This window comes from Aquabacterium sp. OR-4 (assembly GCF_025290835.2).
Taxonomy (GTDB): Bacteria; Pseudomonadota; Gammaproteobacteria; order Burkholderiales; family Burkholderiaceae_C; genus Pseudaquabacterium.
The window spans coordinates 2,513,467-2,539,597 of sequence record NZ_JAOCQD020000001.1 but is presented as its reverse complement, the minus strand read 5'-3'; the positions used below and the strand labels follow the sequence as shown (position 1 = coordinate 2,539,597).

Sequence of the window (26,131 nt, the reverse complement as noted above, 5' to 3'; positions counted from 1 at the left end):
CCACCACGCATGGTGCGATCAATCGGCGGCACCCCGCATCCCTAGTTGTACCGAGCGTGGTGAATCCGCATCCTCAGGCCGGGGCAGGCGGTGGTGCGGGGTTGTGGCGGCGGTGCCGGGCCCGCCGTGTTCGCGCGGGGTGCCGCACATCGCCTGGGTTGGGTGGCCCGGCACCGGGCGGCGGGTGGCTGCATCCTGTTGCAGGCCCACAGGGCCGGGGAGCAGGGTGGGCGCTTGAATCGGCCGACAATCCCGGCCGTGTTGTCCACACCCGCCGTCTACCTGTTCACCGACATTGCCGACAGCACGCGGCTGTGGGAGCGCGATCCCGAGCGCATGGGCGCCGCGCTGGCCGAGCACGATGCGCTGGTGGCCCAGGCGGTCGACGGGCATCGTGGCCGGCGCGTCAAGGGCACGGGCGATGGCGTGCATGCGGTGTTTGCCGAGGCGGCCGATGCACTGACCGCCTGTGTGCAGCTGCAGCTGGCGCTGGATGCCGCCGGCCGGCGAAGCGGCTGGCCGCTGTGGGTGCGCTGCGGCGTGCACCAGGGCCTGGACCAGCGCCGGGATGGCGACTTCTTCGGCACCGAGGTCAACCGCGCGGCCCGCCTGATGGGCGCGGCACATGGGGGCCAGGTGCTGGTGTCGGATGCGGTGGCGCGAGCCCTGGGCGCGGCGCTGCCGGCAGGGCTGGGCCTGCAGCCGCTGGGCACGCTGCGCCTGCGCGGGCTGGCGCGGCCCGAGCCGGTGCACCAGCTGCTGGCGCCGGGCCTGCCCGCACAGTTTCCGGCCCTGCGCGCGCTGGAGGCACCGCCGCACAATCTGCCGCAAGCGCTCAACCGCTTTGTCGGCCGCACGCAGGAGCTGGCCGAGCTGCAGGCGCTGGCCGCCACGCATCGCCTGGTCACGCTGTGCGGGCCGGGCGGCATTGGCAAGTCGCGGCTGCTGCTGCAGTGGGCCCATGCCCGGCTCGATGCCCATCCCGATGGCGTGTGGTGGCTTGAGTTGGCACCGCTGCGCGAGGCGGCGCAGATCGCACCTGCCGTGGCGGCCGTGCTGGGCGTGAAGGAGGAACCGGTCCAGAGCGTTACCGAGGCGCTGCTGCGCCATGTGCGCGATCGCCAGCTGCTGCTGGTGCTGGACAACTGCGAGCATGTGCTGGTCGGCGCCGCGGCGCTGGCCAAGGCACTGCTGCAGGCCGGGCCGGGTGTGGCGCTGGCGGCCTCGAGCCGCGAGCTGCTGCGCATGGCCGGCGAATGCGCCTGGGCCGTGCCGCCGCTGGCCGTGCCCCCGGTGTTGGCGCCGGGGGCGCCCGGGGCGCCGGTGGTGCCTGAGACCTGGCAGGCGCTGCAGTCGCTCGACGCGGTGCAGCTCTTTGTCGACCGTGCGCAGGCCGCCAACCCTGCCTGGCAGCTGGATGCCGCCACCGCGCCGGCGGTGGCCGAGATCTGCCGCCGCCTCGACGGCATTCCGCTGGCGCTGGAGCTGGCCGCCGCCCGCCTGCGGGCCTTGCCGGTGAGCGAGCTGGCCGAGCGTCTGCGCAGCGGCTTTGCGCTGCTCAGCACGCGCGACGAAACGGTGGCGCCACGCCAGCGCACGCTGCGCCTGCTGATCGACTGGAGCCACGACCTGCTGGCCGACGACGAGCGCCGGCTGTGGCGGCGCCTGTCGGTGTTTGCCGGCGGCTGGACCCTGGCCCAGGCCGAGGCGGTGTGTGCCGATGCGGCGCTGCCGGCCGATCAGCTGATCGAGGGCCTGGGCGCGCTGGTGGACAAATCGCTGGTGGTGGCCGAGCCGGCACGCGGCCGCTGGCATCTGCTTGAAACCATGCGCCAGTACGCGGCCGGTCGGCTGGCCGAAGCCGAGCAGGCCGGCGATGACGATGCGCTGGCCCTGCGCCTGCGCCATGCCGCGGCCTACCGCACGCTGGCCGAGACGGCGCGCCGCCAGCTGGCCAGCCGCAGTGCCGCCGGTTGGCTGGCGCGCCTGGACACCGAGCGCGACAACCTGGCCCAGGCGCTGGCGTTCGCGGCCCGGCATGCCGAGGGCGGCGGCACCGGCCTGGCGCTGTGCGCCGCGCTGTGGCCGCACTGGCTGCACCGCGGCCTGGTGTCGCAGGCGCTGGCGGCCACGCTGGCCGCGCTGGCCCACCCGCAGGCCCAGGCGGCCGATGTGGCGCGCGCCCGCGCGCTGTTCGATGCCGGCCAGATGTGCAACTGCCTGGGCCACTGGGCACAGGCGCGCGGGCACCTGGAGCAGGCGCTGGCCCTGCTGCGCGCACTGGGCGACGAGGAGCGGGCGGCCGATGTACTGCCACCACTCGGCCTGGCGCTGATGGGCCAGGGCGACAGTGCTGCCGCGGGGCTGTGCTTTGGCGAGGCGCTCGATGCGGAGCGGCGCCTGGGCCGCCCGCACAAGCGGGCGATCGCGCTCACCCGGCTGGCGCTGTGGCACCGCAGCCAGGAGCGGCTGGATGCGGCCGAGCCGCTGTTCGAGGAGGCCCTGGCCATGGCGCGCAGCGATGGCGACGAAGCGGCCGAGGCCACCACGCTGCTCAACCTGGCGATGGTGCAGCTGAGCCGCGGCCACATCCGCGGGTCGGCAGCGCTGACGGCGCGCGCCTGGCTGCTGGCCCAGCACAACGGCGCCCAGCTGCTGCACCTGGCGGTGCTGGATCTGGCCTGCGGCCTGGCGGTGGCGCTGGGCGATGGCGCCACGGCGCGGGGCTGGCAGGCCGCGGCCGAGCGCTTGCGCGCACGCACCGGGCTGCAACGCGATCCGGCCGACGCGGCGTTTCTGGCGCCCTGGCTGCTGCGCCTGGAGCAGTTGTCCGCCGAGCCAGGGCAGGCATCGGCGATGGCGCCGGACTCAGGCGTCGGCCTGGACGGCGACGCGGCGATGGCGCCGTGGTTGGCCGCGGTGGGCGACGGCCGGCCATGAGCTGCGGGCGGCTGCGCTGGCGCGTGGCCACCCCGGCGTGCCCTTTGCGGCGTGTGAACAGGCCTCAGTCCATGAAGCCGATGATCGGCGGATCGAGCTCCTTGAGCTTGCCGTCGATCATCAAGCGCATCGTGTACTTGTAGCAGCCGGGCTTCGCATTGGCGTACTTGCACTGGTAGTCGCCGGCGCGCTCGCCGCGGCCGCAACTGAACACGCCCTCGGGTGAGTCGTATCCCTTGGGGCACAGCTTGGCCAGCGCCGGCTCGGGCGCCAGCGGCTTGCGCCGGGGGTCTTCGATCACCACCGCCGGGTCGGCCAGCGTGACGCCGCTGCGCGCATCCAGGCGCCAGGTGATGGTGACCGGGCCTTCGCTCTTGCGGTAGCGCAGCACCTCGGGCTGGATGACGATCTCATCGCCCTTGAGCGTGACCCGCGGGACCAGGTTGCTGCCGGCCTGGGGGTCGGTCTTGGGATCGAACAGGCTGCAGCCGGCCAGCAGGCCGGTCACGGCCAGCGGCAGCAGCGCCAGACCGGCGCGCCGGCCACGGGTGTTGCCGGCCGGCCGGCCGGTCTGGGTGGGCCCGCTGGGGCGACAGGGTGTGTGGGTCATGGTCCATCCTCCAACGCGGCAGGTGCGCGTGCTTGCAGTGTGTGGGTCGGGGCGCATGCTAAGCCGCGCACCGGCGTCCCGACACCACGCATTGGGGATGCCCGGTTCAGAACCCGGCCGGTGTCATCGCGAGGCCGGCCGCGGCAGCGCGGCGCTGGCCGCCGCCACCGGCGACTGCGGCACCAGCCGCGCATCCTCGAGCAGCTTGTCGAGCGGCGCCACGCAGGGCTGGCAGGGGCCCAGCAGCACGGTGCCGTCGTCGCTGGCCGAGGCGATGCGGCCATCGGGGTGCCAGGCCAGCGCCGGCACGGCGTCGCCGTGGCGGTGCAGGGCCGAGATCTCCCAGCCCTGGCGGGCGTCCCACACGCGCACGCTGTTGTCGGCGCCGCCGGTGGCCACAAAGCGGCCATCGGGGCTGAACACCGCGCTCATCACCGCGGCGCTGTGGCCGCCCGACAGCAGCACGGCCGGCGGCAACGCGCCCGCGCCCACCGCCTTGAGCGGCCAGACGCGCGCCGTGCGGTCGCCGCTGGCGCTCAGCAGGGCCTGGCTGTCGGCGCTGAAGGCCAGGCTGCGCACCGTGCCGGCATGGCCGCGCAGTCGCAGCGGTGGGGCCTGCGCCGCCTGGCGATCCCACAGCAGCACGTCGTTGTCGTCGGCGGTGGCCAGCCAGCGGCCATCGGCGCTGATGGCCGGGGCCAGGTGGCCGGTGGGGCCGCGCAGGCGCAGCAGCGGTGTCGGCTCGGCCTCGGCCAGTGCCGCCACGGCCCACACGGCCAGCTCGCCCTCGGGGGCGTCGGCGCCGCCGCGCCGGCTGGTCACCAGCTCGGGGCGCAGCGGGTTGAAGGCGGCGGTCGTCCAGCGCTGCAACCAGTCGGGCGTGATGCGCCGGCGCGTGGCGGCATCCCACAGCACCGGGCGCCGGCGGGCGTAGATGTCGTGCGTGTCGGCCAGGGCCAGCACCTGGCTGCCATCGTGGCGCCAGCTGCCGGCGCTCACGGTGTCGGCCGGTGCGGCTTCCAGCCGTTCGTCATCGGCCTGGTCGCGCCGGCCCAGATCGGCCAGCGGCGCGATGCGGCACTGCCGCGCCGGGGCGTTGCCGGGCCTGGCCTTGGCGCCGGCTTCGTGCCGGGCTTCGCCGCAGATCAGCGCCCGATCGCCGCGCGGGTTGAAGGCCACGCTCTCCTGCCAGTGGCCGGCGGCATCCAGCACCGCCGGCGCGGCAATGCGCCAGCGTCGCAGCGTGTGGTCGGCGCTGACGGTGAACACCTGGCCGCCCGGGCCGAAGAAGGCGCGCCGCACCTCGTTGCTGTGGCCGCGCAATACGGCCATGGGCGTGACGCTGCGGGTGGACCACACCCGCGCCGTGCCGTCGGCCGAGGCCGAAACCAGCAGCTCGCCATCGGCCGACACGTCGGCGTCCATCACCCAGTCGTCGTGGCGGCGCTGGTCGCTGGTGGTGGCATTGGTCCAGAAGATCACGCGCTTGTCCGACACGGTCATCAGCTTGTGCTGGTCGTCGCTGCGGCGCACCCAGCGCACGCGCAGCACCGGGCGGTCGTGGCTCAGCTGCTCCATGGGTTTGACCACGCTGCCATCGTCGGCCTTGCCGCCCTCGGCCAGCAGGCCGCGCTCGAGATCAAGCCGCCAGACGCGTGCGCTGCGGTCGTCGCCGGCGCTGGCCAGCAGCGAGGGCGTGTCGGGGTGGAAGGCCAGGTCGCGCACGGCCGTGTCGTGGCGCAGCGCCGACGCGCCGGCCGAGCCCTGGCCGATCCAGGCGCGCGCCGCGAGCCCGCGTTTCCACGCCCGCACCTGGCCGGTGTTGTCGCCGGCGGCCAGCCAGTCGCCATCGGCGGCAAAGGCCAGCGCCGTGACGGTGTGCTGCTGGGGCGATGTGGGCAGCAGGGTCTGCGCTTCACCCAGGCGCCCGTCGGCCAGTGAGGCCAGCAGCAGCGAGCCATCGGAGCAACCCAGCGCCAGCTGCGGCGTGGCGCCATCGTCCACCGCCACGGCGCGTGCGGTGCCATGGGTGCCGGGGCAGGCCAGGCTTTGCGGCTCGGCGGCGGCACCCGACGGCAGCGGCAGCAGGTGCACGCGCCAATCCTGGGTGTAGACCAGGACGCGCTCGGCCGCGCCCTGGCCCAGCACCCAGGCCTGCGACACCGGGGCCGGTGCGCTGAGCGTGTGTTTCACCGCCAGCGTGGCGGGGTCCAGCAGCCACACCGTGCGCCCGCCGGCCGCCAGCAGCCAGCGCTGGCCGGCCGAGAAGCGCGCGTCGGCCAGCGCTTCGCCCAGCGGCACGATGGCCTCGGGCCGCGCCACGGCCAGCGCCGTCATGGCCTGGCGCAGCGCGTAGTCGGCGCGGCGGTTGCCGTCATCGCCACTCAGCGCGGCCAGCGCCAGGTGGGCGCTGGCGGCGGGGTCGCGCGGCAGCTCCAGCAAGGCCTGGTTGGTGAGTTCGCGGGCGCGCGCCAGGCGCTGCTCGCGCGCGCTGTAGAACGCGAAGGCAAACACGCCCAGCACGCCCAGCACCATCACCGCCTGCCAGCTCAGGCGCTGCAGGCGGTGCCGGCGCAGCGCCTTGTGTTCGGCGCTGTTGCTGTCGTCCACGAAGGCCTGCAGCGCATCGCGCTGGGCCGCGCCATCGCCACCGGCCACCAGCTGCACCCAGCCGGCCGAGGGACGCTGGGCGGCCAGCCATTCGCGCGTGCGCGCCAGGTCGGCGCCGCGCAGCGGCTCGCCCTGGCCATCGCTGCGGCGGCGGGTGGCGGCGAGCAGGCGCTCGAGCTCGGTGGCGGCCTCGGCCTCGGCGGCCACCCAGGCGCGCAGCTGCTTCCACAGCCGGATCAGGCTTTCGTGCGAGATGTCGATCACCGGCGCGTCATCGAGGCTGATCTCGGCACCGGGCAGCAAGAAGGCGGTGTCGGCGCGGCGGTAGCGCTCGACCACCTCGCGCACCGCGGCCTGGCCGGCCTCGCTGCCGTCGCCGGCAATGGCCAGCAGCTGCGCATAGGGCAGCGGGCGGCGCACCTCGGTGCCGTCGCCCACGCGCTCGGTGAGGGCACGAAACACCCGCTCCACCGTGCCGCCGGGCGCGCCCAGCGGGCCCAGCGAGGTGCGCGCCTCCTCGGCATGGTTCTCGAGCGCCTGGGCCGCGGTGCCCACGGCGTCGTAGTCTTCGAGGTCGAGCGGGCGGCTGCCGGCGCAGGCCTCGGCCCAGCGCTGCCAGGTGCGCGACAGCACATGCTGCATCACCGGCAGATCGTCGAAATCGTCGCTCACATCGTTGAGCAGGCGCTGCACCAGGCGGGGTGCGATGCGCGCGCCGCGCCATTCGATCGGCCGCACGATGGCTTCCTTACGCTGCTCGCGCTTCAGGCGCGGCACCAGGTAGCCGCCGCGGCTCACGGCCTCGGGCAGATCGTGGAACTCGGCGCAGTTGCCCAGCGCATCGGAACGCAGCGTGATCACCACGCTGACCGGCGAGGCCGGGTCGTGCGCCGCGGCCAGCAGCAGCTTGACGAAGGCGGCCGATTCGTCGGGGTCGCTCATGCGCTTGAAGCGGAACACCTCCTCGAACTGATCCACCACCAGCAGCACCCGCGCTGCGGGCGAGCGCCGCGCCAGGCGCGACTGGCGCACCGCCTCGACCAGGCCCTGGCCACCCAGGCGCAGCTGGCCGAACAAGGCGCCGCTGCGCGCCAGGCGCTGCTCGGCCAGATCGCCCAGCGTGTGGTCGAGATCTTCGTCTTCATCGTCGTGCAGCACATGCGCCAGGGCCTCGGCCAGGCGCTCGATCGGGCGGTTGCCGGGGCGCATGACCACCGGCCGCCAGTCGGCACCGTGGCCGTCGGCATGGCGCTCGCGCAGCTCGGCCAGCAGGCCGGCCAGCACCAGCGAGCTTTTGCCGCAGCCCGAGGCGCCCGAGACGGCCAGAAAGGGCAGCGCGTCCAGGTGCGTGGCCAGCTCGGCGATCTGTTGGCCGCGGCCGAAGAAGCGGTCGGACTCACCAGGCTTGAAGGCCCGCAGGCCCGGAAAGGGGTTGGCGGCGATGAGGGCCAGCGCGTGCTCGCCGGCCATCAGACGGACCCGTCCGGCCAGGCCTTGACGAAGGCGGCCAGCTCGGCCTCGGCCGGGCTCACCAGGGCCCGGATCAGGCTGGCCTGCGGCGTGGCGAAGTCGGTCTTCATGTCGTTGCCCTCACCCATGACATACACCGCCAGGCGCTCGGGGCTGGCGTGCCCGGCCAGCACCTCGCTGTCCAGCAGGGCCTGCACCCAGTCGTCATCTTGTCGGTGCCACACCACCAGCGCCTGCGGGCAGTCGGCCAGCACCTTGGCCAGGCGCCCGGCGTCCTTGGGCGTGCTGCCGGTGAAGCGCTGCACCAGCGGCTTGACGCCCAGCTTGGCGGTGAGCAACTGCTTGAGCGCGTCGATCTCGGCCGCCTCGCCGTCTTCGACCAGCACGGCCATCTCGCGCGGCTTGGCCACGGCCCGGGCGGCGGTCTTGGGCGCCGGCTTGGGCAGCTTGCCGAACATGTCCGACTTGAGCTCTTCGAGCGAGCCCTCGAACAGCTCGATGCCCTTGTCGGGCATGACGTTGCGGATGTACTCCACCAGCGGCTGCGTGGCGGCATCGACCGTCTCGGACTTGAGCATGCGCACCAGTGGCGCGGGGCGGCCATGGCGGGCCATGGCCTCGGCGGCCAGCTGCAGCTGGATGCGGCTGCGCTCGGCCGACAGCGGCTCGGTGGACGCGGTGCCCGACACCAGGTGCACGGCCAGCAGCGAATCGGCCAGGTCTTGCGCGATGCGGTCCTGGTAGTCGTCGGCGTTCCACAGGTATTCGCGCTCGGGCACCACCACGAAGTTGCTCAGCCGCAGATCGCTGCGCAGGCGCTCGCGGTCGCTGTTCAGCTCGGGCGGCACGGTGGCCAGAAACACCTTGCCCAGTGCCTGCTTCTTTTGCTGGCTGTGCAGGGCCTCGATGGCCTCGGCCAGCTCGAACAGCACGCGGCCCATGCGCTCGTGGTAGGGCCCGTAGTCGCTGGCCAGCTTGGGGTCGAGTTCGCGCCAGGGCTTGGGCTCGCGCACGAAGAACTCGTGGTGGCCGATCTCGGCCAGCTCGCGCGGCAGCTCCTGGTCGGGCTTGGGCGGATGCTTGAAGATCGGCACCAGCTTGAGGCCGTCGCCCGCGCCGGCCTTGAGCCGGCCGAGAAAGCGGTCGAACTCCTTGCGGCACTCGGGGCTGTCGAAGTAGGTGCGCGAGATCACCGCCAGAAACAGGCCCGAGGTGTCGATGCCCTCGGCAATGGCCGGCCGCCAGGCCTCGCCGGCGTTGAGCTCGTCCTTGTCGCGCCAGATGCTGATGTCGCCCACGCGGTCGCGCAGCACGGTCTCGACCTGCGTGCGAAAGGTGTCGATCCAGGCGTCGGGGCCCTCGTTGCTGGCGCGGCGGTAGCTGAGGAACAGGTCGTTCTTGAACTGCGGCAGGTAGCCCATGCCTCACTCCTGATGCGGCGCGGCTGGCGTGGGGCGGTGCCCGGCGGCAGCCAGCACGCGGCTCGGGCGCGGGCTCAGGCCGCGGGCGGCGGGCCAGTGCAGCGCGGCATCGCGCCGGGCGGGCGGCACGGCCACGGCAGGGCCGGTCGGGGCGGGTATGGGCATGGGCTGGCGCACTCCATCAACAGCCAGATGGCAATCGGCCGGCCCTGGCAATGGCCGGCCGTCTCGGCCCCAACGACACCCGGCCCCGCATCTGTGGCGGGGTCGAAATCAGTATCACATGGCGTAACCGGATGTGAGCCCGCGCCGCCCGGCCGGCGGTGCTTCAACGTGGGGATGGTGCCTGGCGGCGCGATGGCGGCCGGCGGCCACGCGGGCCCGGCGCGTCAGAGCTCGATGACCTCGACACGCATGCCGCGGCCCACCAGCATGGCCTGGGCGCGCTCGGCCTCGACCAGCGAGGCAAAGGGCCACAGCGCGGCGCGCCAGCGGCCCTGGTGCAGCAGCACCTCGCCCTGGTCGGGGGTGGGCGGCCTGAGGCGCACGCGCACCGACATCATCTGCGCCAGGATGGCCTCGGCCGCCTCGCGCTGCGGGATGCCCGGCGTGACCACGGCATACACCTTGGCCGGCGGCTGGGCCACACGCACGGCCGTTTCCAGCGGGCCGGTGGGGCGCGGGCCGCCGGCCTGCACCGGCAGGCCGGGCGCCGGGCTGGGCGCGGTATTGCCGGCTGGCTCGGGGGCCGTCACCGGCGCGGCCGTGGCGCCGCCCTGGGCCGCGGCCCGTGCGGCGGCCACCTGCTCGCGGGCGGCCTGCTTCTCGTCGTCGGACAGGCGCCAGCGGATGGCCACCACCGGGCCCGAGGCACGGGTCACCGGGTAGGGTGGCGGCGGCGTGCGGGTGACCGTGACCACGCTCACCGGCGCTGCCGGCGCTGCCGGCGGGGCGACTGCACTGGCGGCGGGCGTGGCGCTTGGCGTCGCCGCCGCTGCTGCTGTGGCGGCATGCGCTTCGTCTGCCTGCGCGGGCGTGGTGGCCAGTGCGCTGACGGTGGGGTGGGTGGCCGGGTGGGCGGCGGTGGCCGTTGCGTGGCCCGTTGGCTGGGCGACTGGCTGGGCGACTGGCTGGGCTACTGGGTGGGCCGCGGCATGGATGTCGGCCGGATACGGCCCGGGCGCCGAGGCGGCGGCCGGGTCGGCGTGCGCCATCGGCAGCGCCGCGTCCGGTGCAGAGGCCGTGCCGTTGGCGGCGCTGGCCGCTGCCACGGCCGCCGAGGCTGATGCGGCGGCTGATGTGGCGGCTGATGCGGCAGCGTCTGCGGCGGCGGCCTGCGAGGCTGCGGCCGCGGCATGGGCCGCGGCCAGCGCCGTGTCGTCAGCGGCCGGGGCGGCATGGCGCCAGGGGCCTAGCACCGCGGTCAGCAGCGCGGCGCCCAGCAGGCTGCCGCCGGCCGTGGCCAGGGTGCCGATGCGCCGGCGGTCGTAGGCGCGCGGGCCGAGGATGTGACCGTCGGCATCGATCAGCAGACGGATGCGGCGATCGCCCACGCCGATGGCGGCGGTGAGCACATGGCGGGTCACGACATGCGGCCGGCCCTGGCGGCGGGCGGCCTGCAGCAGCGCGGCCTCGGGCCCGACCGGGCGTTGCGGCCAGTCGGGCGCGGCCAGCGGCTGCAGGCTGCCATGGCGCTGCACCCAGCGCGCCACCTGGCGCGGCGTGCGCGGCCACATGAAATCCTGGCTGAACAGGGCTGCCAGTGCCTGGCGCCGCGGGCCGGCGCTGCCGCGCTGTGGCCAGCGCGAGCGCAAGGCCTGCCAGGCCGCTGCCAGGCGGGCGCGCCAGCCCGTGGCCGATGCGGCGGCCAAGGCCGTGGCCGCTGCGGCGGCACCCGCACCACCCGCGCCGGCAGGGCTTGACGGCGCCGGCGCACCGGCGGCCGGCGGGTCGGTGACCGCGGCGGCCGGCGTGGCGTGCGCGCCGTCGGTCGCGGGGTCGAGGTCAGGTCGAGATCCGGCGCCGCGGGGCCGGCCATCGCCCGCTCGCGGGCCGCTTGCAGGCGGGCCGCCAGGGGGCGCGGGCTGGCGTCGGCGGCGTGGGCCGCGTCGGTGGCCAGGGGCTCGGTCGGGGCCTCGGGCAGAGGCGGCAGCGCGGCCTGCGTGCCATCGTCCACCGCTGCCTCGGCTGGCGGCATGTCGTCCGACGGCGCCTGGGCATCGGCCGCCTGCGGCAGGGCCTCGGTGGGGTCGTCGGGGCCGGGGGCCGGGGCTTGCGGGGCATCGGCAACGGCCTCGGGATCGGCCTGGGCCTGTGCGTCGTCGCCGCTGGCATCGTCGGCGGCCGGATCGGGGCTGGCTGCGGCCTCGGCTTCAGGCTCGGATTCGGATTCGGACTCGGACTCGGACTCGGACTCGGCGGCCGGGGCGTCTGCGGCGGCCGTGGCGTCGGTCAGCTCGTCGTTGGCCGGGGCGTCTGCCGGGTCGGTCTCGACCCCGACCTCCACCTCGACCTCAGGGCCCGGTTCAGGCACTGTGGCCGGCTCGTCGAGCGCCATGTCCAGCTCGATGGCGTCGGCATCGGCGTCGGCGTCGTCGGGCGCGGGCCCGGTGGCGTCAGCGCGGTCGGAGTCGGGCTCGGTGCCGGGTTCGGCGCCTGTGTCCGCCGCGGGTGCGGCAAACGCGTCGTCGGCAGGGTCGACTTCGGGCAGCGGTGCATCGGCCGCGGCCTCGGGTGCATCGGCCGGCAGCGCGAGGGTTGGCAGCTCGGGCAGCGGTGGCAGCGGGGTGTCGTCGCCCGGGTGGCCGGTGTCGGCGTGGGCTGGCCAGGCGTCGGCACCGGCTGGCGGGTCGAGGGCGGGCGGCCCGGTGTCCGCGGCGTCGGCGGTGGCTGGGTGGGGGTGGCCGGCCCGGTGGGCAGGGCCGGGGCCAGCAGGTCGGCCAGTGCCACGGCCGGTTGGCCGGGCGGGGCGGGCGCATCGGGCGTTGCGCTGGCAAAAGGCAGGGCCACGCCGCCGATGCTGTGCACCTGCTGGGGGGAGATGCGCAACGCAAGCGGGTGGCGGTTGTGCCATGCCACCACACGTGCGAGCACCTCATGGAGCTGCTTGGCCTGCATGATCCCGGTCGATTCTGCGCACCGGGCCGGAATGCAAAACGCCGAACAGGCGGGCCTGGACCCCCTTGTTCGGCGCTGTGGCCTGGGTTGGACGGCAGCCGGCCGAGCGCCCGGCCGCCCGAAGCCGGCCGGAACCCACGGTCAGCCCTGCAGCGCTGACCGCTGCGCCAGACACAAGCCGTCCTCAGGACGCCTTGTGTCCGGGCTCAGCCCGCGAGGCGGGTGGTTCTGCGTACCCGCAGAACCGGGTGCCCCGGTTCTTACATGCCGGCGTAGTTGGGGCCGCCGCCGCCTTCGGGCGTGACCCAGACGATGTTCTGCGTCGGGTCCTTGATGTCGCAGGTCTTGCAGTGCACGCAGTTCTGGGCGTTGATCACCAGCTGGTCAGCGCCGTCCTTGTTGACGAACTCGTACACGCCGGCCGGGCAGTAGCGGCTCTCGGGGCCGGCGTACTTGGCCAGGTTGATGGCCACCGGCACCGAGGCGTCCTTCAGGGTCAGGTGCGCCGGCTGGTTCTCTTCATGGTTGGTGCTGCTGATGAACACCGAGCTCAGGCGGTCGAAGGTGAGCTTGCCGTCGGGCTTGGGGTAGTCGATCTTCGGGCTGTCGGCCGCGGGCCGCAGCGCCAGATGGTCGGGCTGGTCGCGGTGCAGCGTCCACCAGGGCGTGAGGCCCAGCTTGGGAAACACCACCTGCTCCAGGCCGAAGCCGATCTTGCCGATCAGCGGGCCCTTCTTGAACCACTGCTTGAAGTTGTTGTCGCGCTTGAGCTCGGCATGCAGCCAGCTTTGCTCGAAGGCCTCGGGGTAGGCGCTGAGCTCGTCGTGGCTGCGCCCGGCCGTGACGGCGGCATAGGCCGCATCGGCCACCAGCATGCCGGTCTTGATGGCGGCGTGGCTGCCCTTGATGCGCGCGGCGTTGAGCATGCCGGCGTCGCAACCGATCAGTGCGCCGCCCGGAAACACCAGCTTGGGCAGGCTGAACAGGCCGCCGTTGTTGATGGCGCGCGCGCCGTAGCCGATGCGCTTGCCGCCCTCGATGTGCTGGCGGATCGACGGGTGGGTCTTCCAGCGCTGCATTTCCTCGAAGGGGCTCAGCCAGGGGTTCTTGTAGTCGAGGCCGATCACGAAGCCGAGCGTGACCTTGTTGTCCTCGAGGTGGTACAGGAAGCCGCCGCCAAAGGTCTCGTCGTCCATCGGCCAGCCGGCGGTGTGCACCACCAGGCCGGGCTGGGCGCGCTCGGGCGGCACCTCCCACAGCTCCTTGATGCCGATGCCGAAGCTCTGCGGCTCGCGGCCGGCATCGAGCTTGAACTGCGCGATCAGCTGCTTGCCCAGATGGCCGCGCGCGCCCTCGGCGAACACGGTGTACTTGCCCAGCAGCTCCATGCCGAGCTGGAAGTTCTCGGTCGGCTCGCCGTCCTTGCCCACGCCCAGGTTGCCGGTGGCCACGCCGCGCACGCGGCCCTGCTCGTCGTACAGCACCTCGGCGGCGGTGAAGCCGGGGAACACCTCCACGCCCAGGCCCTCGGCCTGCTCGCCCAGCCACTTGACCACCGCGCCCAGGCGCACCACGTAGTTGCCATGGTTCTCGAAGCAGCGCGGCATGGCCCACGGCGGCGTGTAGGCGGTGCCGCCATCGCCCGACAGGATCAGCACCTCGTCGTGCGTGACCGGCTGGTTGAGTGGCGCGCCCAGTTGCTGCCAGTTGGGCAGCAGCTCGCTGATGGCCACCGGGTCCATCACCGCGCCGCTGAGCGTGTGCGCGCCGGGCTCGCTGCCCTTCTCGAGCACCACCACCGAGATGTCCTGGCCCTTCTCGGCTGCCAGCTGCTTGAGGCGGATCGCGGTGGCCATGCCGCCGGGGCCACCGCCGACAACCACGACGTCGTATTCCATCGACTCGCGGGGGCCGAATTGCTCAAGGATCGCCTGCGGGCTCATGGGTGTTTTTTCCTGTGGGGTAGTCGCGAAACCGGCGGGCATGCGTGGCCCTGATCGAGCGGCATTCTACCCAGCAGGCCTTCAAAATAGAACGACCGTGCTTTTTTGTCGCGGGGGCGACAAGGCCCGGCGGGCGGGCCGATCCGGCGGCGGCTGAATGCGGCGTTTTTCATGGGCGTTTCGCGGCCAGCGGGGCGGGGGCTGCGTGCTATCGTGATCTGGTTCACCCGAACCGAGCACCGACGACCATGAGCTACAACATCGATCTTTCCGGCCGCGTGGCCTTTGTCACCGGCGCATCCAGCGGCCTGGGCGCGCAGTTTGCGCGCACGCTGGCCAAATCCGGCGCCGCGGTGGTGCTGGCTGCCCGCCGCGTGGAGCGGCTCAAGACCCTGCGCGCCGAGATCGAGGCCGCTGGCGGCGACGCGCACGTGGTGGCGCTCGACGTGACCGAGCACGACAGCATCAAGTCGGCCGTGGCGCATGCCGAGACCGAGGTGGGCACGATCGACATCCTGATCAACAACTCGGGCGTCAGCACCACGCAGAAGCTGGTGGACGTGAGCCCCGACGACTTCGACTACACCTTCGACACTAACACCCGCGGCGCGTTCTTCGTGGCGCAGGAGGTGGCCAAGCGCATGATCGCCCGCAGCCGCGGCGCGGCGCCCGGCACCTTCACCGGCGGACGCATCGTCAACGTGGCCTCGATGGCCGGCCTGCGCGTGCTGGGCCAGATCGGCGTGTACTGCATGAGCAAGGCGGCCGTGATCCACATGACCAAGGCCCAGGCGCTCGAGTGGGGCAAGTTCGGCATCAACGTCAATGCCCTGTGCCCGGGCTACATCGACACCGAGATCAACCACCACCACTGGCAGACCGACGCCGGCCAGAAGCTGATGCAGATGCTGCCGCGCAAGCGCGTGGGCAGCCCCAAGGACCTGGACTCGGCGCTGATGATGCTGTGCGCCAACGAGAGCCACTTCATCAACGGCGCCATCCTCAGCGCCGACGACGGCTTCGGCGCCTGACCGGCCCATGCGCACACTGACGCCTCTTGAAGCCCGGGTGCTGGGCGTGCTGGTGGAAAAGCAGGCCACCGTGCCCGACACCTACCCGCTGACGCTCAACTCGCTGGTGGCCGGCTGCAACCAGAAGACCGCACGCGACCCGGTGATCAACGCCAGCGAGTCCGACATCCTGGCCGCCATTGACGGCCTGAAGAGCCAGAGCCTGGTGTTTGAAAGCTCGGGCGGCCGCGTGGCACGCTACGAGCACAACGCCGCCCGCGGCATCGGCGTGCCCGGTGCCGCCGCGGCGCTGCTGGCGGTGCTGATGCTGCGCGGCCCGCAAACCGTGGCCGAGCTGCGTGCCAACGCCGAGCGCCTGCACCGCTTTGCCGACATCTCCAGCGTGGAAGGCTTTCTCACCGAGCTGGCCGAGCGCTACCCGCCCCGCGCGGTGCTGCTGCCGCGCGCGCCCGGCGCACGCGAGAGCCGCTGGGCGCACCTGCTGTGCGGCGAGGTGGTGCCGGCCACGCTGGCGCCGCGCGAGACCGGCGGCAGCGACGACGACGCGATCAGCGTGGGCGAGCTGGTGGCACTGAAGACCGAGATCCGCCGCCAGGGCGACGAAATCACCGCGCTGCGTGCCCTGGTGCTGCGCATGGCCGGCGAGCTGGGCATGGCCGTGGAGGATGCGGCGGCTGCGCCTTCTTCTGCGCCTGAAGCTTGAGGTCTGATTGACCTCGGCCTCGGCCTTGCGACATGCGACGCACGGCGAGTGCCTGGCCAGGGCGATGGACGCCGCCCCTCATTCGCGATAGGCGTCCCGCAGCTCACGCTTGAGGACCTTGCCGATCGCACTGCGCGGCAGTTCGTCGATCAGGCGCAGCGCATGCAGCCGCTGGGTCTTGCCGACACGGGCGTTCATCCATTGGCGGATGCTCTCGGCGTCGTCGGCCGCAGCCGCCTTGCGCACCACAAAGGCCACCGGCGTCTCGCCCCACTCGCGGCTGGGCACGCCGACCACCGCCGCATCGGCCACCGCGGGGTGCTGGCGCAGCTCGGCTTCCAGATCGCTGGGGTAGATGTTGAAGCCGCCGCTGATCACCATGTCCTTGCGGCGGTCCATCAGGATCAGGAAGCCGTCGGCATCGAAGCGGCCCACGTCGCCGGTGCGGATGAAGCGGTTGCCCGCAGCGTCGAACCACTCGGCCTCGCGCGACTTGGCTGGCTGCTTGTGGTAGCCCAGCATCATGCTCACCGAGCGGCCCACGATCTCGCCCAGCACCGGCTCGGCGCCTTCGGCCTGGCGCGGCAGCTCGACGCCGTCTTCGTCGATCAGGCGCATGTCGTGGCCTTCGGCCGGCTGGCCCACCGTGTGCAGCTTGTCAGGGTGCAGGTGGCAGTACAGGATGCAGCTGCCGCCGCCCTCGGTCATGCCGTAGTACTCGGTCAGGCCGCCCGGCCAGCGCGCCAGCACCTGGGCCTTGAGATCGGCGCGGAAGGGCGCGCTGGTGCAGGCCTTGAACTGGAAGCTGCTGAGGTCATAACGCCCGAAGTCAGCGTAGTCCATCAGGCGTTGGTACTGCACGGGCACCAGCATGGTGTGGCTGGCGCGGTGGCGCTGCGCCAGCTCGAGGTAGGCACGGGTGTCGAACTTGGGCAGCAGCACCAGCGTGCCGCCACGCGCCAGCGTGGGGATCACCACCACCAGCGTGGTGTTGCTGTACAGCGGCGTGGCGATCAGGGTCACGCTGCCCGGGCCGTAGCCGGCGGCCTCGGCGCGCCGCACCTGGCCCCAGCGCATGCCGTGCGACTGCACGATGCCCTTGGGCGTGCCGGTGGTGCCGCTGCTGTAGATGATGTTGAAGGGCAGGGCCGGGGCCAGCGCCACCGGCTGCGGCCGCGCACCGGCCGGGGCCAGCCAGTCGGCCAGGCGCAGATCGGCGGGGGCGGCGGGGCCACCGGCGGCACCGGTGGCATCGGCGCTGTCGTCCAGCCGGATGCGGCGCAGCGTGGCGCCGGTCAGGTCCGCGCTCACCAGCGCGGCATTCGGCGCATCCAGAAACAGCTGGCCTGCGCCGGCGTCCTGGGCCATGCCGGCAATCTGCGCTGGCGTGCTGCTGGGGGCCAGCGGGGCCACCGCCAGGCCGGCGCGCAGCGCGCCCATGAACACCGCCACATAGGCATTGCTGGCAAAGGCGCAGATGGCGATGGTGTCGCCGCGCCGGGCGCCGTCGCGCTGCAGCGTGGCGGCCACGCGGTCGATCAGGGCGTCGAGCTGGGCATAGCTGAGCGTGTCGTCGCCCGTGACCAGGGCGGCGCTGTCGGGCCGGGCGCGGGCGTGTTCGGCAATCAGCTCGGGCAGGGTGCGAAAGTCGGCCAGTGCGGCGGCGCTGGCTTCGTCAAAGCTGAGCGGGCCGGGCGCGGCGGGCGTGGGGGAGGCAACAACGGCGGTGGGTGAGCTCATGGTGCGGGGCTGCGCGCGCGCTTGCGCGGGGTGGGGGCCGGCATGGCGGGGCCAGCACGGGGCATGCTGCACGCTAGCGCGGCATCGCCCCGCGGGGCCGCCACCTCGGCGACAGCGGGCGCTGCATCGCTGCCGGGCCAGTCGGCCGGCGCGCAGCGCAGGCCGGTGAACAAGGGCATCGCAAACAGCGCAAAGGCGTTGCCGGCATGCAGGCCGGGCACCCAGCGCTCCATCTCGGCGGTGGCATTGATCATGCCGCTGACCACCTGCGCCGCCACCGAGGGATCCACCACCCGCACCGAGCCGTCGGCCAGGCCGTCGATGACGAAGCTGGCAAAGCGCTCGCCCAGGCGGCGCATGGTGCGCTGGGTGTCGCGGCGGATGGCCTCGGGCAGCGCGGTCCAGGCGGTGATGCGCAGCAGCGGGCCCTGCGGCCCGGTCTGAAAGGCCAGCAGGCTGCGGCAGGCCAGCGCCAGCCGGGCCAGGCCGCTGTCGGCCTGCGCGGGGCCGGCGGCCATGGCGGCGCTTTGTGCGGCCCGCATCACCGCGAAGCTGCGCGCAAAACACGCGGCGATCAGCTCCTCCTTGGTTTCATGGTGGTGGTAGAAGCTGCCCTTGGTGAGCTGCAGCTCGGCGGCAATGCGCTCGACCGAGGCGCCGTGGTAGCCGTGCTCGTTGACCAGGCGCGTGGCCGCGCGCAGGTAGGCCACGGCGGTGTCGTCGGTGCTGCCGGTGGCCTCGGGCGCGATCGGCAAGATGGCCTCAGGCAGGGCGGGATCGGGCCAGGCGGCATCGGGCGGCGCGGCACCGGCACCGGCCACGGCCTGGCCGGGCCGCGCCAGCGCGCCGGGGCTGGCCAGGCCGTCGAGCAGCAGCGTGGCCATGCGCTCGGCCACCAGGGCATAGTCGATCGGCTCGAAGCGCAGCAGCCAGACCCGCGCCCACGAGACGGTGGACAGCAGCAAATGGGTGCGCGCATTCAGCGCCGCGCGCGGCAGCGCCGGCGCGTCGGCGGTGTCGAGCAGCTGGCGCAGCTGCTTGAACATCAGCGTGTAGGCGCAGGCCACCTCGGTGCCGTGCGGCGGCGCCAGCGTGCGCAAGTCGGCAAACACCACCAGCTCGGGGTGGCGGCCCTCGGCAATGTCGGCCAGGCGCGCCAGGTGGCGGCCGAGAAAGCCGCGCACGCGGCCGGCCAGCGTGTCGTCCAGCGCCATCGCGGTGGCGGCATCGGTGCTCAGCGCGTCGATGGCGCGCTGCAGGCAGGCGCAGGCCAGGTCTTCCTTGCGGCGGTAGTAGTAGGTGATGCTGTTGGTGGCCAGGCCCACGCTGCGCGCCACATCGGCCAGCGTGCCGCCCCGGATGCCCTGCTGGTTGAACAGCCGCGCCGCGCCATCCAGGATGGCCTCGCGCTTGGCCTCGAAGCGGGCGGTGCCGGCGCCGCTCATCGCCGGCGCGCCGGGCGCGGCGACGGGGCAGGGTGGCCGGGCAGCGCGGCAACGCGGCGGGGCGTGAACGAGCGGCGGCAGGGCGCCTGGGTGGGGCAGGATGGGCGGGCGGCAGGCATGCAGGATGGGGCGGCGCGTGGCGCCCGAAGCATCCGACATTCGCAGCGGCGCCCTGTACAGGGAAAACACCGCCGGCAGCGCACGGCGGGGCCGGCGCCGCCGCGCCGCTCAGCGCTTGGCGGCCAGCAGCGCGTGCACCCAGCGCACCGGAATGGCGTAGGTGATGCCGGTGGGGTTGGTCAGCGCCGATTCGCGGCTGCCCTTGACGAACACCATGTTGACCACGCCGTGCACCTGGCCGGTGTCGGCGTCGAACACCGGGCCGCCGCTGTTGCCGGGATAGGCGGTGGCATCGAGCTGCAGGATGTCGAACGCGCCGCGGCGCACGCGGGCCACGGCCGCAGCGTCGAGCTGGCGCGCATTGGCCGGTGGCAGCACGATGGGCGTGATCGAGGCCACGATGCCGCGGTGCGTGACCGGCGAGAAACCCAGCACGCCGCCGATCGGAAACCCCATCAGCCCGATGGCCTGGCCTTCGCGCACGGCTTCGGTCTCGGCCAGCACCACGGCGGGCAGTGGCGCGCCCGAGAAACGCAGCAGCGCCAGATCGTGCTCGCGGTCGATGGCCAGCAGCGTGAGGGTGCGCACATCGAACTGGCCACCCGATTCAAGCCGCACACGGCCCACCTGGATGGCCAGCTTCTGGTCACCGGTCAGCTCGGGCAGCACATGGGCGTTGGTGATCAGCAGCTGGCCGTCATCGACCACGAAGCCGGTGCCGCGAAAGCTGAAGCGCGGGTTGGCCAGCGGGTCGTAGGCGCCCACCGCCACCACCGAGCGCTTGATGACCGCGGTGGTGGCCGGCAGATCGGCCCGGGCCGGAGCGGACAGGCTCAGCAAGGCCAGCAAGGCGGCCGGGCCCAGGCTCAGCAGCAGGCGGCGAGACGAACAAGGCATCGAAGGATTGGCCGGCCCGTGGCGGGCGGCGGCATCAGCGCGGGGAGGGGGCCACTCTAACCGCTGGCCGGCGCCACCTGCCGGGCAGGGTTGCACCGCACATCGCGGCGGGCCGTTGCGGCCATGGGGGCCGGTGGGGCGCTTGGGCCGCTTGGGCCGCCATGGGCCCGCGCAGCAGGTTCATTCACACCTTGTCAGGCCTCGTCGCGCGGCGCCACCACCGCGCTGCGGTAGGCATGCCAGGAGGCATGGCCCAGCACCGGGCCGGCCAGCAGCAGGCCGGCAAACCAGGGCAGCATGGCCAGCACGATCAGCCCGGTGATCAGGGCGCCCCACAGCAGCATCACCAGCGGCTGGGTGAGCACCAGGCGCAGGCTGGTCAGGCCGGCGGTGATGGCATCGGTCTGCTGGTCGAGGATCATCGGGATGGAGATCACGCTGATCGCGAAGATCAGGCCGGCAAACACCGCACCTACCAGCAGGTAGGCCACGATGAACTGCAGGTTCTCGGGGTCGAGCAGGGCCATCAGCGAGCCCTTGAAATCGGGCATGCCGTCGAAGCTGACCGCAAACACGATCAGCGAGGCGCGGCCCCACAGCATCTCGAGCACCAGCAGCACGAAGCCGAAGATGGCCAGCGTGGCCAGCTTGCGGTCCCAGGCCAGCAGCGACTCGCCCAGGTCGGGCCGCAGGCCGGCCTCGAGCTGGCGGCTGGCGTGGTACAGGCCCAGGCACAGCAGCGGCCCCACCAGCAGAAAGCCGGCCGACAAGGCCAGCACATAGGCCGGCGCCTGCTGGTAGACGGTGATCAGCGCCCAGCCCATCAGCGCGAAGCAGGCGCCGTAGAACAGGCCGATGGCCGGGCAGCGCATGAAGTCGCGCCAGCCCGCAACCAGCCAGCGCAGCGGATCGAGCAGCCCCAGCGGGCGCAAGCCGATGTCGAAGGCCGAGGCGACCGGGGTCTCGCCAGCCGCCGGGCCGGCGCCTTCGGGGGTGCGTGGGCTGGCGCTGGGCGGCACGGGGCGGGACGGCTCGACTTCGGTCATGGCGCCCGAGGCTAAGCAAGCAGGGGGGCTGCGTCCAGTCGGGCTGGCCCTAGGCCGGGTCACGGGGCCGGGCCGGGTCGGAGGGCTTGGCGGGTTTGACGGGCGCGCCCGCGCGTAACGCAGTGCCGTGTCGCGATGCACGGCCACCCGTGTGTGCCGATAGGCCCAGGCCATGCGCCCGATGGGCCACGCCGCGCGTCAACACCGCATCACGGGCGCTGCCTACGCTGCACTTCCACCGTTTGCCGGTGCGCGGCCCGGGCTTGAGCGGGCCGCGCTGCCCAACCCCATCTTGATACAGGACAAGTCATGAGCAATCGCCGCGATTTTCTACAGCGTCTGGCCGGCGTGGCCGGCCTGAGCTCGCTGCCGCCGGTGCTGCAGGAGGCGCTGGCCGTTCCGGCGGCCAACCGCAGCGGCTCGCTCAAGGATGTGGCGCACATCGTGGTGCTGATGCAGGAGAACCGCAGCTTCGACCACTACTTCGGCACCCTCAACGGCGTGCGCGGGTTTGCCGATCCGTTTCCGATTCCGGTGCCCGACCGCGCCGGCGTGGTGAGCGGCAAGACGGTGTTCGCGCAGCCCACGCTGAACCCCACGGTCAACCTGCCCGGCCGGCCGCCGGTGGTGGGCGGGGTGCCGATGGCGATTGCGCCCTTTCATCTGAACACGGTGCAGAACTTCGCCCACATGCGCGTGGAAGGCACGCCGCACAGCTGGGGCGATGCCCAGGCCGCCTGGGACCACGGCCGCATGGCCGCCTGGCCGGCGGCCAAGCAGAACCACTCGATGGGCTACTTCAAGGCGCAGGACCTGCCGTTCCAGTTCGCGCTGGCCAATGCCTTCACGATCTGCGATGCCTACCACTGCTCGTTCACCGGGGGCACCAACACCAACCGCCTGTTCCTGTGGACCGGCAGCAACGACCCGCTGGCCACCGGCAACGGCCCGTCCACCGACAACAGCCACGACTGGTTCACCGGCGGCGTGGACTACACCTGGACCACCTACCCCGAGCGCCTGCAGGCCGCCGGCATCAGCTGGCAGGTCTACGAGAACATGTCCGACCAGTTCACCGACAACGCGCTGGCCGGCTTCAAGGTGTTTCGCGATGCCTGGTTCGGCCGCAGCGGCTACTCGCCGGCGCTGAAGGCGCGCGGCATCAGCACGCGCGATCTCGACCTGCTGCGTGCCGACGTGCTGGCCGACCAGCTGCCGCAGGTGAGCTGGATCGTGGCCACGGCCGAAGGCTCCGAGCATCCCGGCCCGTCGAGCCCGGCGCAGGGCGCCGACTACACCGCCAAGGTGCTGGAGGCCCTGGTGGCCAACCCGGCGGTGTGGGCCAAGACGGTGCTGTTCATCAACTTCGACGAGAACGACGGCTTCTACGACCATGTGCCGCCGCCGGCCGCGCCGGCCATCCTGAGCGTCGACGCCAATGCGCGCAAGTCCACCGTGGCCGGCGGCTCGACGGTGGACACCACCGGTGAATACCACCACCACCTCAACGGCAGCTCGGCCACCTACCAGCACCGCCCCTACGGCCTGGGCCCGCGTGTGCCGATGTACGTGGTCTCGCCCTGGAGCAAGGGCGGCTGGGTCAACTCGCAGGTGGCCGACCACACCTCGGTGATCCGCTTCATCGAGCAGCGCTTCGGCGTCATCGAGCCCAACATCAGCCCCTGGCGGCGTGCGGTGTGCGGTGACCTGCGCGGCTGCTTCAACTTCGTCGATCCCAACGACACCAGCTTCTTCGCTGCGCTGCCCCAGACCCTGGCACTGGCCACGCGCGCTCGCGCATTGACGGCCACCACCACGCCTGCCACGCCCGGCAGCCTGGTGGCCCCGGTGCAGCTGCCCGGCGTGCGGCCGGCGCGCGCGCTGCCCTACGAGCTGGCGACGCTGGCGCGCGTGCTCAGCATCCCCGGCCGGCCGGGCACGGCGCGGGTGGAGCTGCGCTTTGCCAACACCGGCAGCGCGGCCGCGGTGTTCCATGTGTACGACCGGCTCAACCTCGCCGCCGTGCCGCGCCGCTACACGGTGGAGCCCGGCAAGCAGCTGGCCGACGCCTGGCTGCCCGATGCCGCCGGTGCCTACGACCTGTGGGTGCTGGGCCCCAACGGCTGGCACCGCCACTTCACCGGCAACGCCGTGCGCGCCCTGGCCGCGGGCCAGCCCAATGCCGAGGCCGAGGTGCTGGCGCAGCGCAGCGACGGCCTGCTGGCCCTGACCCTGCGCAACACCGGCAGTGCCGTCGGCAGCTTCGTGCTGCAGGCCAACAAGTACGTGGGCACGGCGGCACAGAGCTTTGTGCTCCACCCCGGCCAGGTGCTGGTGCAGCGCCTGGACACCAGCGCCGCCAAGGGCTGGTACGACTGGAGCGTGCGCCTGCAGGGCCAGGCCGACTACAGCCGCCGCTTCGCCGGCCACGTGGAGACCGGCGCCGATTCGATCAGCGACCCGGCCATGGAAGGCGCGGCGCAGCTCGAGCGCTACCGCCTGGGCTGAGCGGCTCAGTGGCTTTCACCAACCCCCCCTTCACCCGTTCATTGAACCCGCCTGGAGAACCTGCACCATGTTCCTGCGTCAAACCCTTCGCCTCACCGTCCTGGCCGCCGCCGCGCTGGCCGCCGCCAGCCAGGCCCAGGCCACCCGCCTGGGCAGCAACCTGATCGTCAATGGCGATGCCGAGGCCGGCACCAGCGGCTGGACGGCCTTTGACGGCACCGCCATCTTTGGCAGCGTGGCATACAGCTCGAACTGGGTGACGCCCAGCCAGCCCGGCCCGGCGGACCGCGGCAGCCGCCTGTTCGTGGGTGACGGCGGCAATGCCTTTGCCGCCGGCTACCAAGCGCTGGATGTGAGCGACCTGTCGGCGCAGATCGACCTGGGCCAGGTGAGCTACAGCCTCAGCGGCTGGCTGGGTGGCTGGACCACGCAGAACGACAACGCGCTGCTGTACGTGCAGTTCTTCGGTGCCGGCAATGCCGATCTCGGCAACGCCCAGCTCGGCCCGGTGATGCCGGCCGACCGCGACAGCGCCACCGGCCTGGTGCTGGTGGGCACCAGCGGCGCGCTGCCCACCGGCACCACCAGCGTGGTCTTCTCGCTGTCGATGGAGCGCTTCAGCGGCGGCGACAACGACGGCTATGCCGACAACCTGGCCTTTCAGCTGCAGGCCGTGCCCGAGCCGCAGACCTACGCGCTGATGGGCCTGGGCCTGCTGGCGGTGGCGGCTGCCGCGCGCCGCGCCCGCCGCTGATCGGCCCTCAGGCGCCGTTGCCGTTGCCGCGTCGGCGGCCGCCCAACAGCAGCCACAGCGAGCCGGCCACCGCGCCGGCAAAGCCCAGCAGCCCGAAGGCCGGCAGGCCCAGCAGCTCGGGCCCGCCGCGCACGGTCATCACGATGGCCGAGCCGACGATCAGCGCCGCCACCACCAGGCCGACGGCAATGCGCTGCGCGGCACCGTCGAGCTGGTCGGCCACCTGCCGCAGGTCTTGCACGTCGATGTGCACCTGGATGCGCCCGCGGCGCGCGGTGGCCAGCAGCCGCGACAGGTCGCGTGGCAGGCTGCCCAGCACGCCCACGCTGCGGCGCAACACGTCCCAGCCGCGCCGCGCCAGGGCCTCGGGCCGGTAGCGCGCATGCAGCGCCTGGCGCAGCATGGGCGTGGCCTCCTCGGCCATGTGGAAGCCGGGATCGAGGCCGCGGCCCAGGCCTTCCAGCGTGATGAAGGTCTTGATCAGCAGCGCCAGGTCGGCCGGCAGCGCCAGGCGATGGCCACGCAGGATGCCGGTCACATCGCCCAGCATGCGGCCGATGCTCAGCTGGGCCAGCGGCACGCCGTGGTACTGGTCGACGAAGGCATCGATGTCGCCGCGCAGGCCGTCTTCATCGAGCGCGTCTTCGCCGTCGCCGTGGTCATGGGCCCAGGCCAGCAGCACGTCGGCCACGGCCTCGGCGTCGCGCTGCACCAGGCCCAGCATCAGGCTCAGCAGCTGCTCGCGGCGCTCGAGCGTGACGCGGCCGACCATGCCGAAGTCGATGAAGGCAATGCGCGAGCCGGGCAGGAAGAACAGGTTGCCGGCATGCGGGTCGGCATGGAAGAAGCCGTCCTCGATCACCATCTTCAGCACCGCGCGCGCGCCGCGGCGGGCCAGCTCGCGGCGGTCGATGCCGGCCGCGGCCATGGCCGCCGGGTCTTCGGCCGGCACGCCGCGGATGCGCTGCTGCACATTGATGCGCTCGTGCGTGAAATCCCAGTGCACGCGGGGAATCACGATCTCGGGCTGGGCCGCAAAGGCCTGCGCAATGCGCTCGGCGTTGCGGCATTCGCTGGCCAGGTCGAGCTCGCGGCGCAGCGAGCGGCCCAGCTGCTGCGCCAGCGCCACCGGCCGGTAGGGCTTCAGCTCGGGCCACTGGCGTTCGGCCGCAGCGGCCAGGCGCGCCAGCAGGCGCAGGTCGGCTTCCACATCGGCGGCAATGCCCGGGCGCCGCACCTTGACCACCACCTCGCTGCCATCGGCCAGCGTGGCGGCATGCACCTGGGCGATGCTGGCGGCGGCCAGCGGTGTGTCGCTCCACTGCGCAAACACCTGCTCGGGCGGCGCGCCCAGGTCTTCGGTGATCTGCGCGCGCAGCGCGGCCAGATCGGCCGCCGGGGCGCGGCTGTGCAGCTTCTCGAACTGGGCGATCCAGTCGGGGCCGAACAGGTCGGCCCGGCCGGCCAGCACCTGGCCCAGCTTCACGAAGGTGGGGCCCAGCTCCTCGAGCGCGCTGCGCAGCTGCTCGGGCGGTGTCAGCCGCGCCAGCTCGGCGGCATGCGGGCGGTGCAGCACATGGCCGGCCTTCTCGAGCGCGTCGGCCCAGCCCAGGCGCCGCACCGCATCGCCCAGGCCGTGGCGCATGAACACCGCGGCAATGTGCTGCAGCCGCCCCAGATCGCGCGCGCTGACCAGGGTTTGCAGCAGCGGCATGTGCTCAGCCCCGCCGGGCCGCCCCAAGGGGCTGAGAGCCCCCTCGGGGGGCAGGAGCGAAG

The 26,131-nt window shown here is 73.0% G+C and carries 15 protein-coding genes; 5 read left to right on the top strand and 10 right to left on the bottom strand.

Features of this window, described 5'->3' with window-relative positions; translation table 11 throughout:
- Positions 1-258: 258 nt before the first annotated feature.
- On the top strand, positions 259-2,940 hold the full coding sequence (locus N4G63_RS10925) for an ATP-binding protein (protein WP_260788448.1): 2,682 nt from the start codon (positions 259-261) through the stop codon (positions 2,938-2,940).
- A gap of 64 nt (positions 2,941-3,004) precedes the next feature.
- Here the strand turns inward: N4G63_RS10925 and N4G63_RS10920 are convergent, their stop codons facing one another.
- The 5 genes from N4G63_RS10920 to N4G63_RS10900 form a co-directional block, all read right to left on the bottom strand.
- Complete coding sequence (locus N4G63_RS10920; protein WP_260788447.1) at positions 3,005-3,550, bottom strand: hypothetical protein; 546 nt, start codon at positions 3,548-3,550, stop codon at positions 3,005-3,007.
- A 123-nt stretch (positions 3,551-3,673) separates the two neighbouring features.
- A complete protein-coding gene (locus tag N4G63_RS10915; protein WP_260788446.1) occupies positions 3,674-7,630 on the bottom strand; it encodes an nSTAND1 domain-containing NTPase in 3,957 nt (1,318 codons plus the stop codon).
- Positions 7,630-9,051, bottom strand: coding sequence for a toll/interleukin-1 receptor domain-containing protein (locus N4G63_RS10910; protein WP_260788445.1), 1,422 nt, complete (start codon positions 9,049-9,051; stop codon positions 7,630-7,632). The genes N4G63_RS10915 and N4G63_RS10910 overlap by 1 nt, the downstream gene beginning before the upstream one ends.
- Positions 9,052-9,440: 389 nt before the next feature.
- Positions 9,441-10,922 carry a hypothetical protein gene (locus tag N4G63_RS10905; protein ID WP_314599665.1) on the bottom strand — a complete coding sequence of 494 codons (1,482 nt, stop codon included), beginning with the start codon at positions 10,920-10,922 and terminating at the stop codon, positions 9,441-9,443.
- A gap of 1,506 nt (positions 10,923-12,428) precedes the next feature.
- Positions 12,429-14,111 carry an electron transfer flavoprotein-ubiquinone oxidoreductase gene (locus N4G63_RS10900; RefSeq protein ID WP_260788443.1) on the bottom strand — a complete coding sequence of 561 codons (1,683 nt, stop codon included), beginning with the start codon at positions 14,109-14,111 and terminating at the stop codon, positions 12,429-12,431.
- 248 nt (positions 14,112-14,359) lie between these two features.
- On the opposite strand from N4G63_RS10900, the gene N4G63_RS10895 reads away from it, so the two are divergent.
- Both N4G63_RS10895 and N4G63_RS10890 read left to right on the top strand, forming a co-directional pair.
- Positions 14,360-15,142 carry an SDR family oxidoreductase gene (locus tag N4G63_RS10895; RefSeq protein ID WP_260788442.1) on the top strand — a complete coding sequence of 261 codons (783 nt, stop codon included), beginning with the start codon at positions 14,360-14,362 and terminating at the stop codon, positions 15,140-15,142.
- Between the two features lie 7 nt (positions 15,143-15,149).
- Complete coding sequence (locus tag N4G63_RS10890) at positions 15,150-15,845, top strand: YceH family protein (RefSeq protein ID WP_260788441.1); 696 nt, start codon at positions 15,150-15,152, stop codon at positions 15,843-15,845.
- 78 nt (positions 15,846-15,923) lie between these two features.
- Here the strand turns inward: N4G63_RS10890 and N4G63_RS10885 are convergent, their stop codons facing one another.
- The 4 genes from N4G63_RS10885 to N4G63_RS10870 form a co-directional block, all read right to left on the bottom strand.
- Positions 15,924-17,585 carry a class I adenylate-forming enzyme family protein gene (locus N4G63_RS10885; protein WP_260788440.1) on the bottom strand — a complete coding sequence of 554 codons (1,662 nt, stop codon included), beginning with the start codon at positions 17,583-17,585 and terminating at the stop codon, positions 15,924-15,926.
- A complete protein-coding gene (locus N4G63_RS10880) occupies positions 17,582-19,030 on the bottom strand; it encodes a TetR/AcrR family transcriptional regulator (protein ID WP_260788439.1) in 1,449 nt (482 codons plus the stop codon). The genes N4G63_RS10885 and N4G63_RS10880 overlap by 4 nt, the downstream gene beginning before the upstream one ends.
- Positions 19,031-19,258: 228 nt before the next feature.
- Positions 19,259-20,047: a S1 family peptidase gene (locus N4G63_RS10875; RefSeq protein ID WP_260788438.1), complete on the bottom strand. Its 789-nt coding sequence runs from the start codon at positions 20,045-20,047 to the stop codon at positions 19,259-19,261.
- Between the two features lie 194 nt (positions 20,048-20,241).
- Positions 20,242-21,093: a DUF2189 domain-containing protein gene (locus N4G63_RS10870; protein WP_260788437.1), complete on the bottom strand. Its 852-nt coding sequence runs from the start codon at positions 21,091-21,093 to the stop codon at positions 20,242-20,244.
- Between the two features lie 309 nt (positions 21,094-21,402).
- On the opposite strand from N4G63_RS10870, the gene N4G63_RS10865 reads away from it, so the two are divergent.
- Entirely contained in the window at positions 21,403-23,601 is a 2,199-nt protein-coding gene (locus N4G63_RS10865) for a phosphocholine-specific phospholipase C (protein WP_314599664.1), read from the top strand.
- 67 nt (positions 23,602-23,668) lie between these two features.
- On the top strand, positions 23,669-24,355 hold the full coding sequence (locus tag N4G63_RS10860; protein ID WP_260788435.1) for a PEP-CTERM sorting domain-containing protein: 687 nt from the start codon (positions 23,669-23,671) through the stop codon (positions 24,353-24,355).
- A gap of 7 nt (positions 24,356-24,362) precedes the next feature.
- Here the strand turns inward: N4G63_RS10860 and N4G63_RS10855 are convergent, their stop codons facing one another.
- Positions 24,363-26,069 (bottom strand): ABC1 kinase family protein, encoded by a 1,707-nt coding sequence (locus N4G63_RS10855; protein WP_260788434.1) that lies wholly within the window; start codon positions 26,067-26,069, stop codon positions 24,363-24,365.
- Positions 26,070-26,131: the final 62 nt, after the last annotated feature.

Coding starts and splice junctions, on each gene's coding strand:
- N4G63_RS10910 (WP_260788445.1), bottom strand. CDS start 9,051: ATGGGCTACCTGCCGCAGTTCAAGAACGACCTGTTCCTCAGCTACCGC.
- N4G63_RS10860 (WP_260788435.1), top strand. CDS start 23,669: ATGTTCCTGCGTCAAACCCTTCGCCTCACCGTCCTGGCCGCCGCCGCG.
- N4G63_RS10920 (WP_260788447.1), bottom strand. CDS start 3,550: ATGACCCACACACCCTGTCGCCCCAGCGGGCCCACCCAGACCGGCCGG.
- N4G63_RS10880 (WP_260788439.1), bottom strand. CDS start 19,030: ATGAGCGGCGCCGGCACCGCCCGCTTCGAGGCCAAGCGCGAGGCCATC.
- N4G63_RS10900 (WP_260788443.1), bottom strand. CDS start 14,111: ATGAGCCCGCAGGCGATCCTTGAGCAATTCGGCCCCCGCGAGTCGATG.
- N4G63_RS10865 (WP_314599664.1), top strand. CDS start 21,403: ATGAGCAATCGCCGCGATTTTCTACAGCGTCTGGCCGGCGTGGCCGGC.
- N4G63_RS10855 (WP_260788434.1), bottom strand. CDS start 26,069: ATGCCGCTGCTGCAAACCCTGGTCAGCGCGCGCGATCTGGGGCGGCTG.
- N4G63_RS10875 (WP_260788438.1), bottom strand. CDS start 20,047: ATGCCTTGTTCGTCTCGCCGCCTGCTGCTGAGCCTGGGCCCGGCCGCC.
- N4G63_RS10895 (WP_260788442.1), top strand. CDS start 14,360: ATGAGCTACAACATCGATCTTTCCGGCCGCGTGGCCTTTGTCACCGGC.
- N4G63_RS10885 (WP_260788440.1), bottom strand. CDS start 17,585: ATGAGCTCACCCACCGCCGTTGTTGCCTCCCCCACGCCCGCCGCGCCC.
- N4G63_RS10890 (WP_260788441.1), top strand. CDS start 15,150: ATGCGCACACTGACGCCTCTTGAAGCCCGGGTGCTGGGCGTGCTGGTG.
- N4G63_RS10915 (WP_260788446.1), bottom strand. CDS start 7,630: ATGGCCGGCGAGCACGCGCTGGCCCTCATCGCCGCCAACCCCTTTCCG.
- N4G63_RS10870 (WP_260788437.1), bottom strand. CDS start 21,093: ATGACCGAAGTCGAGCCGTCCCGCCCCGTGCCGCCCAGCGCCAGCCCA.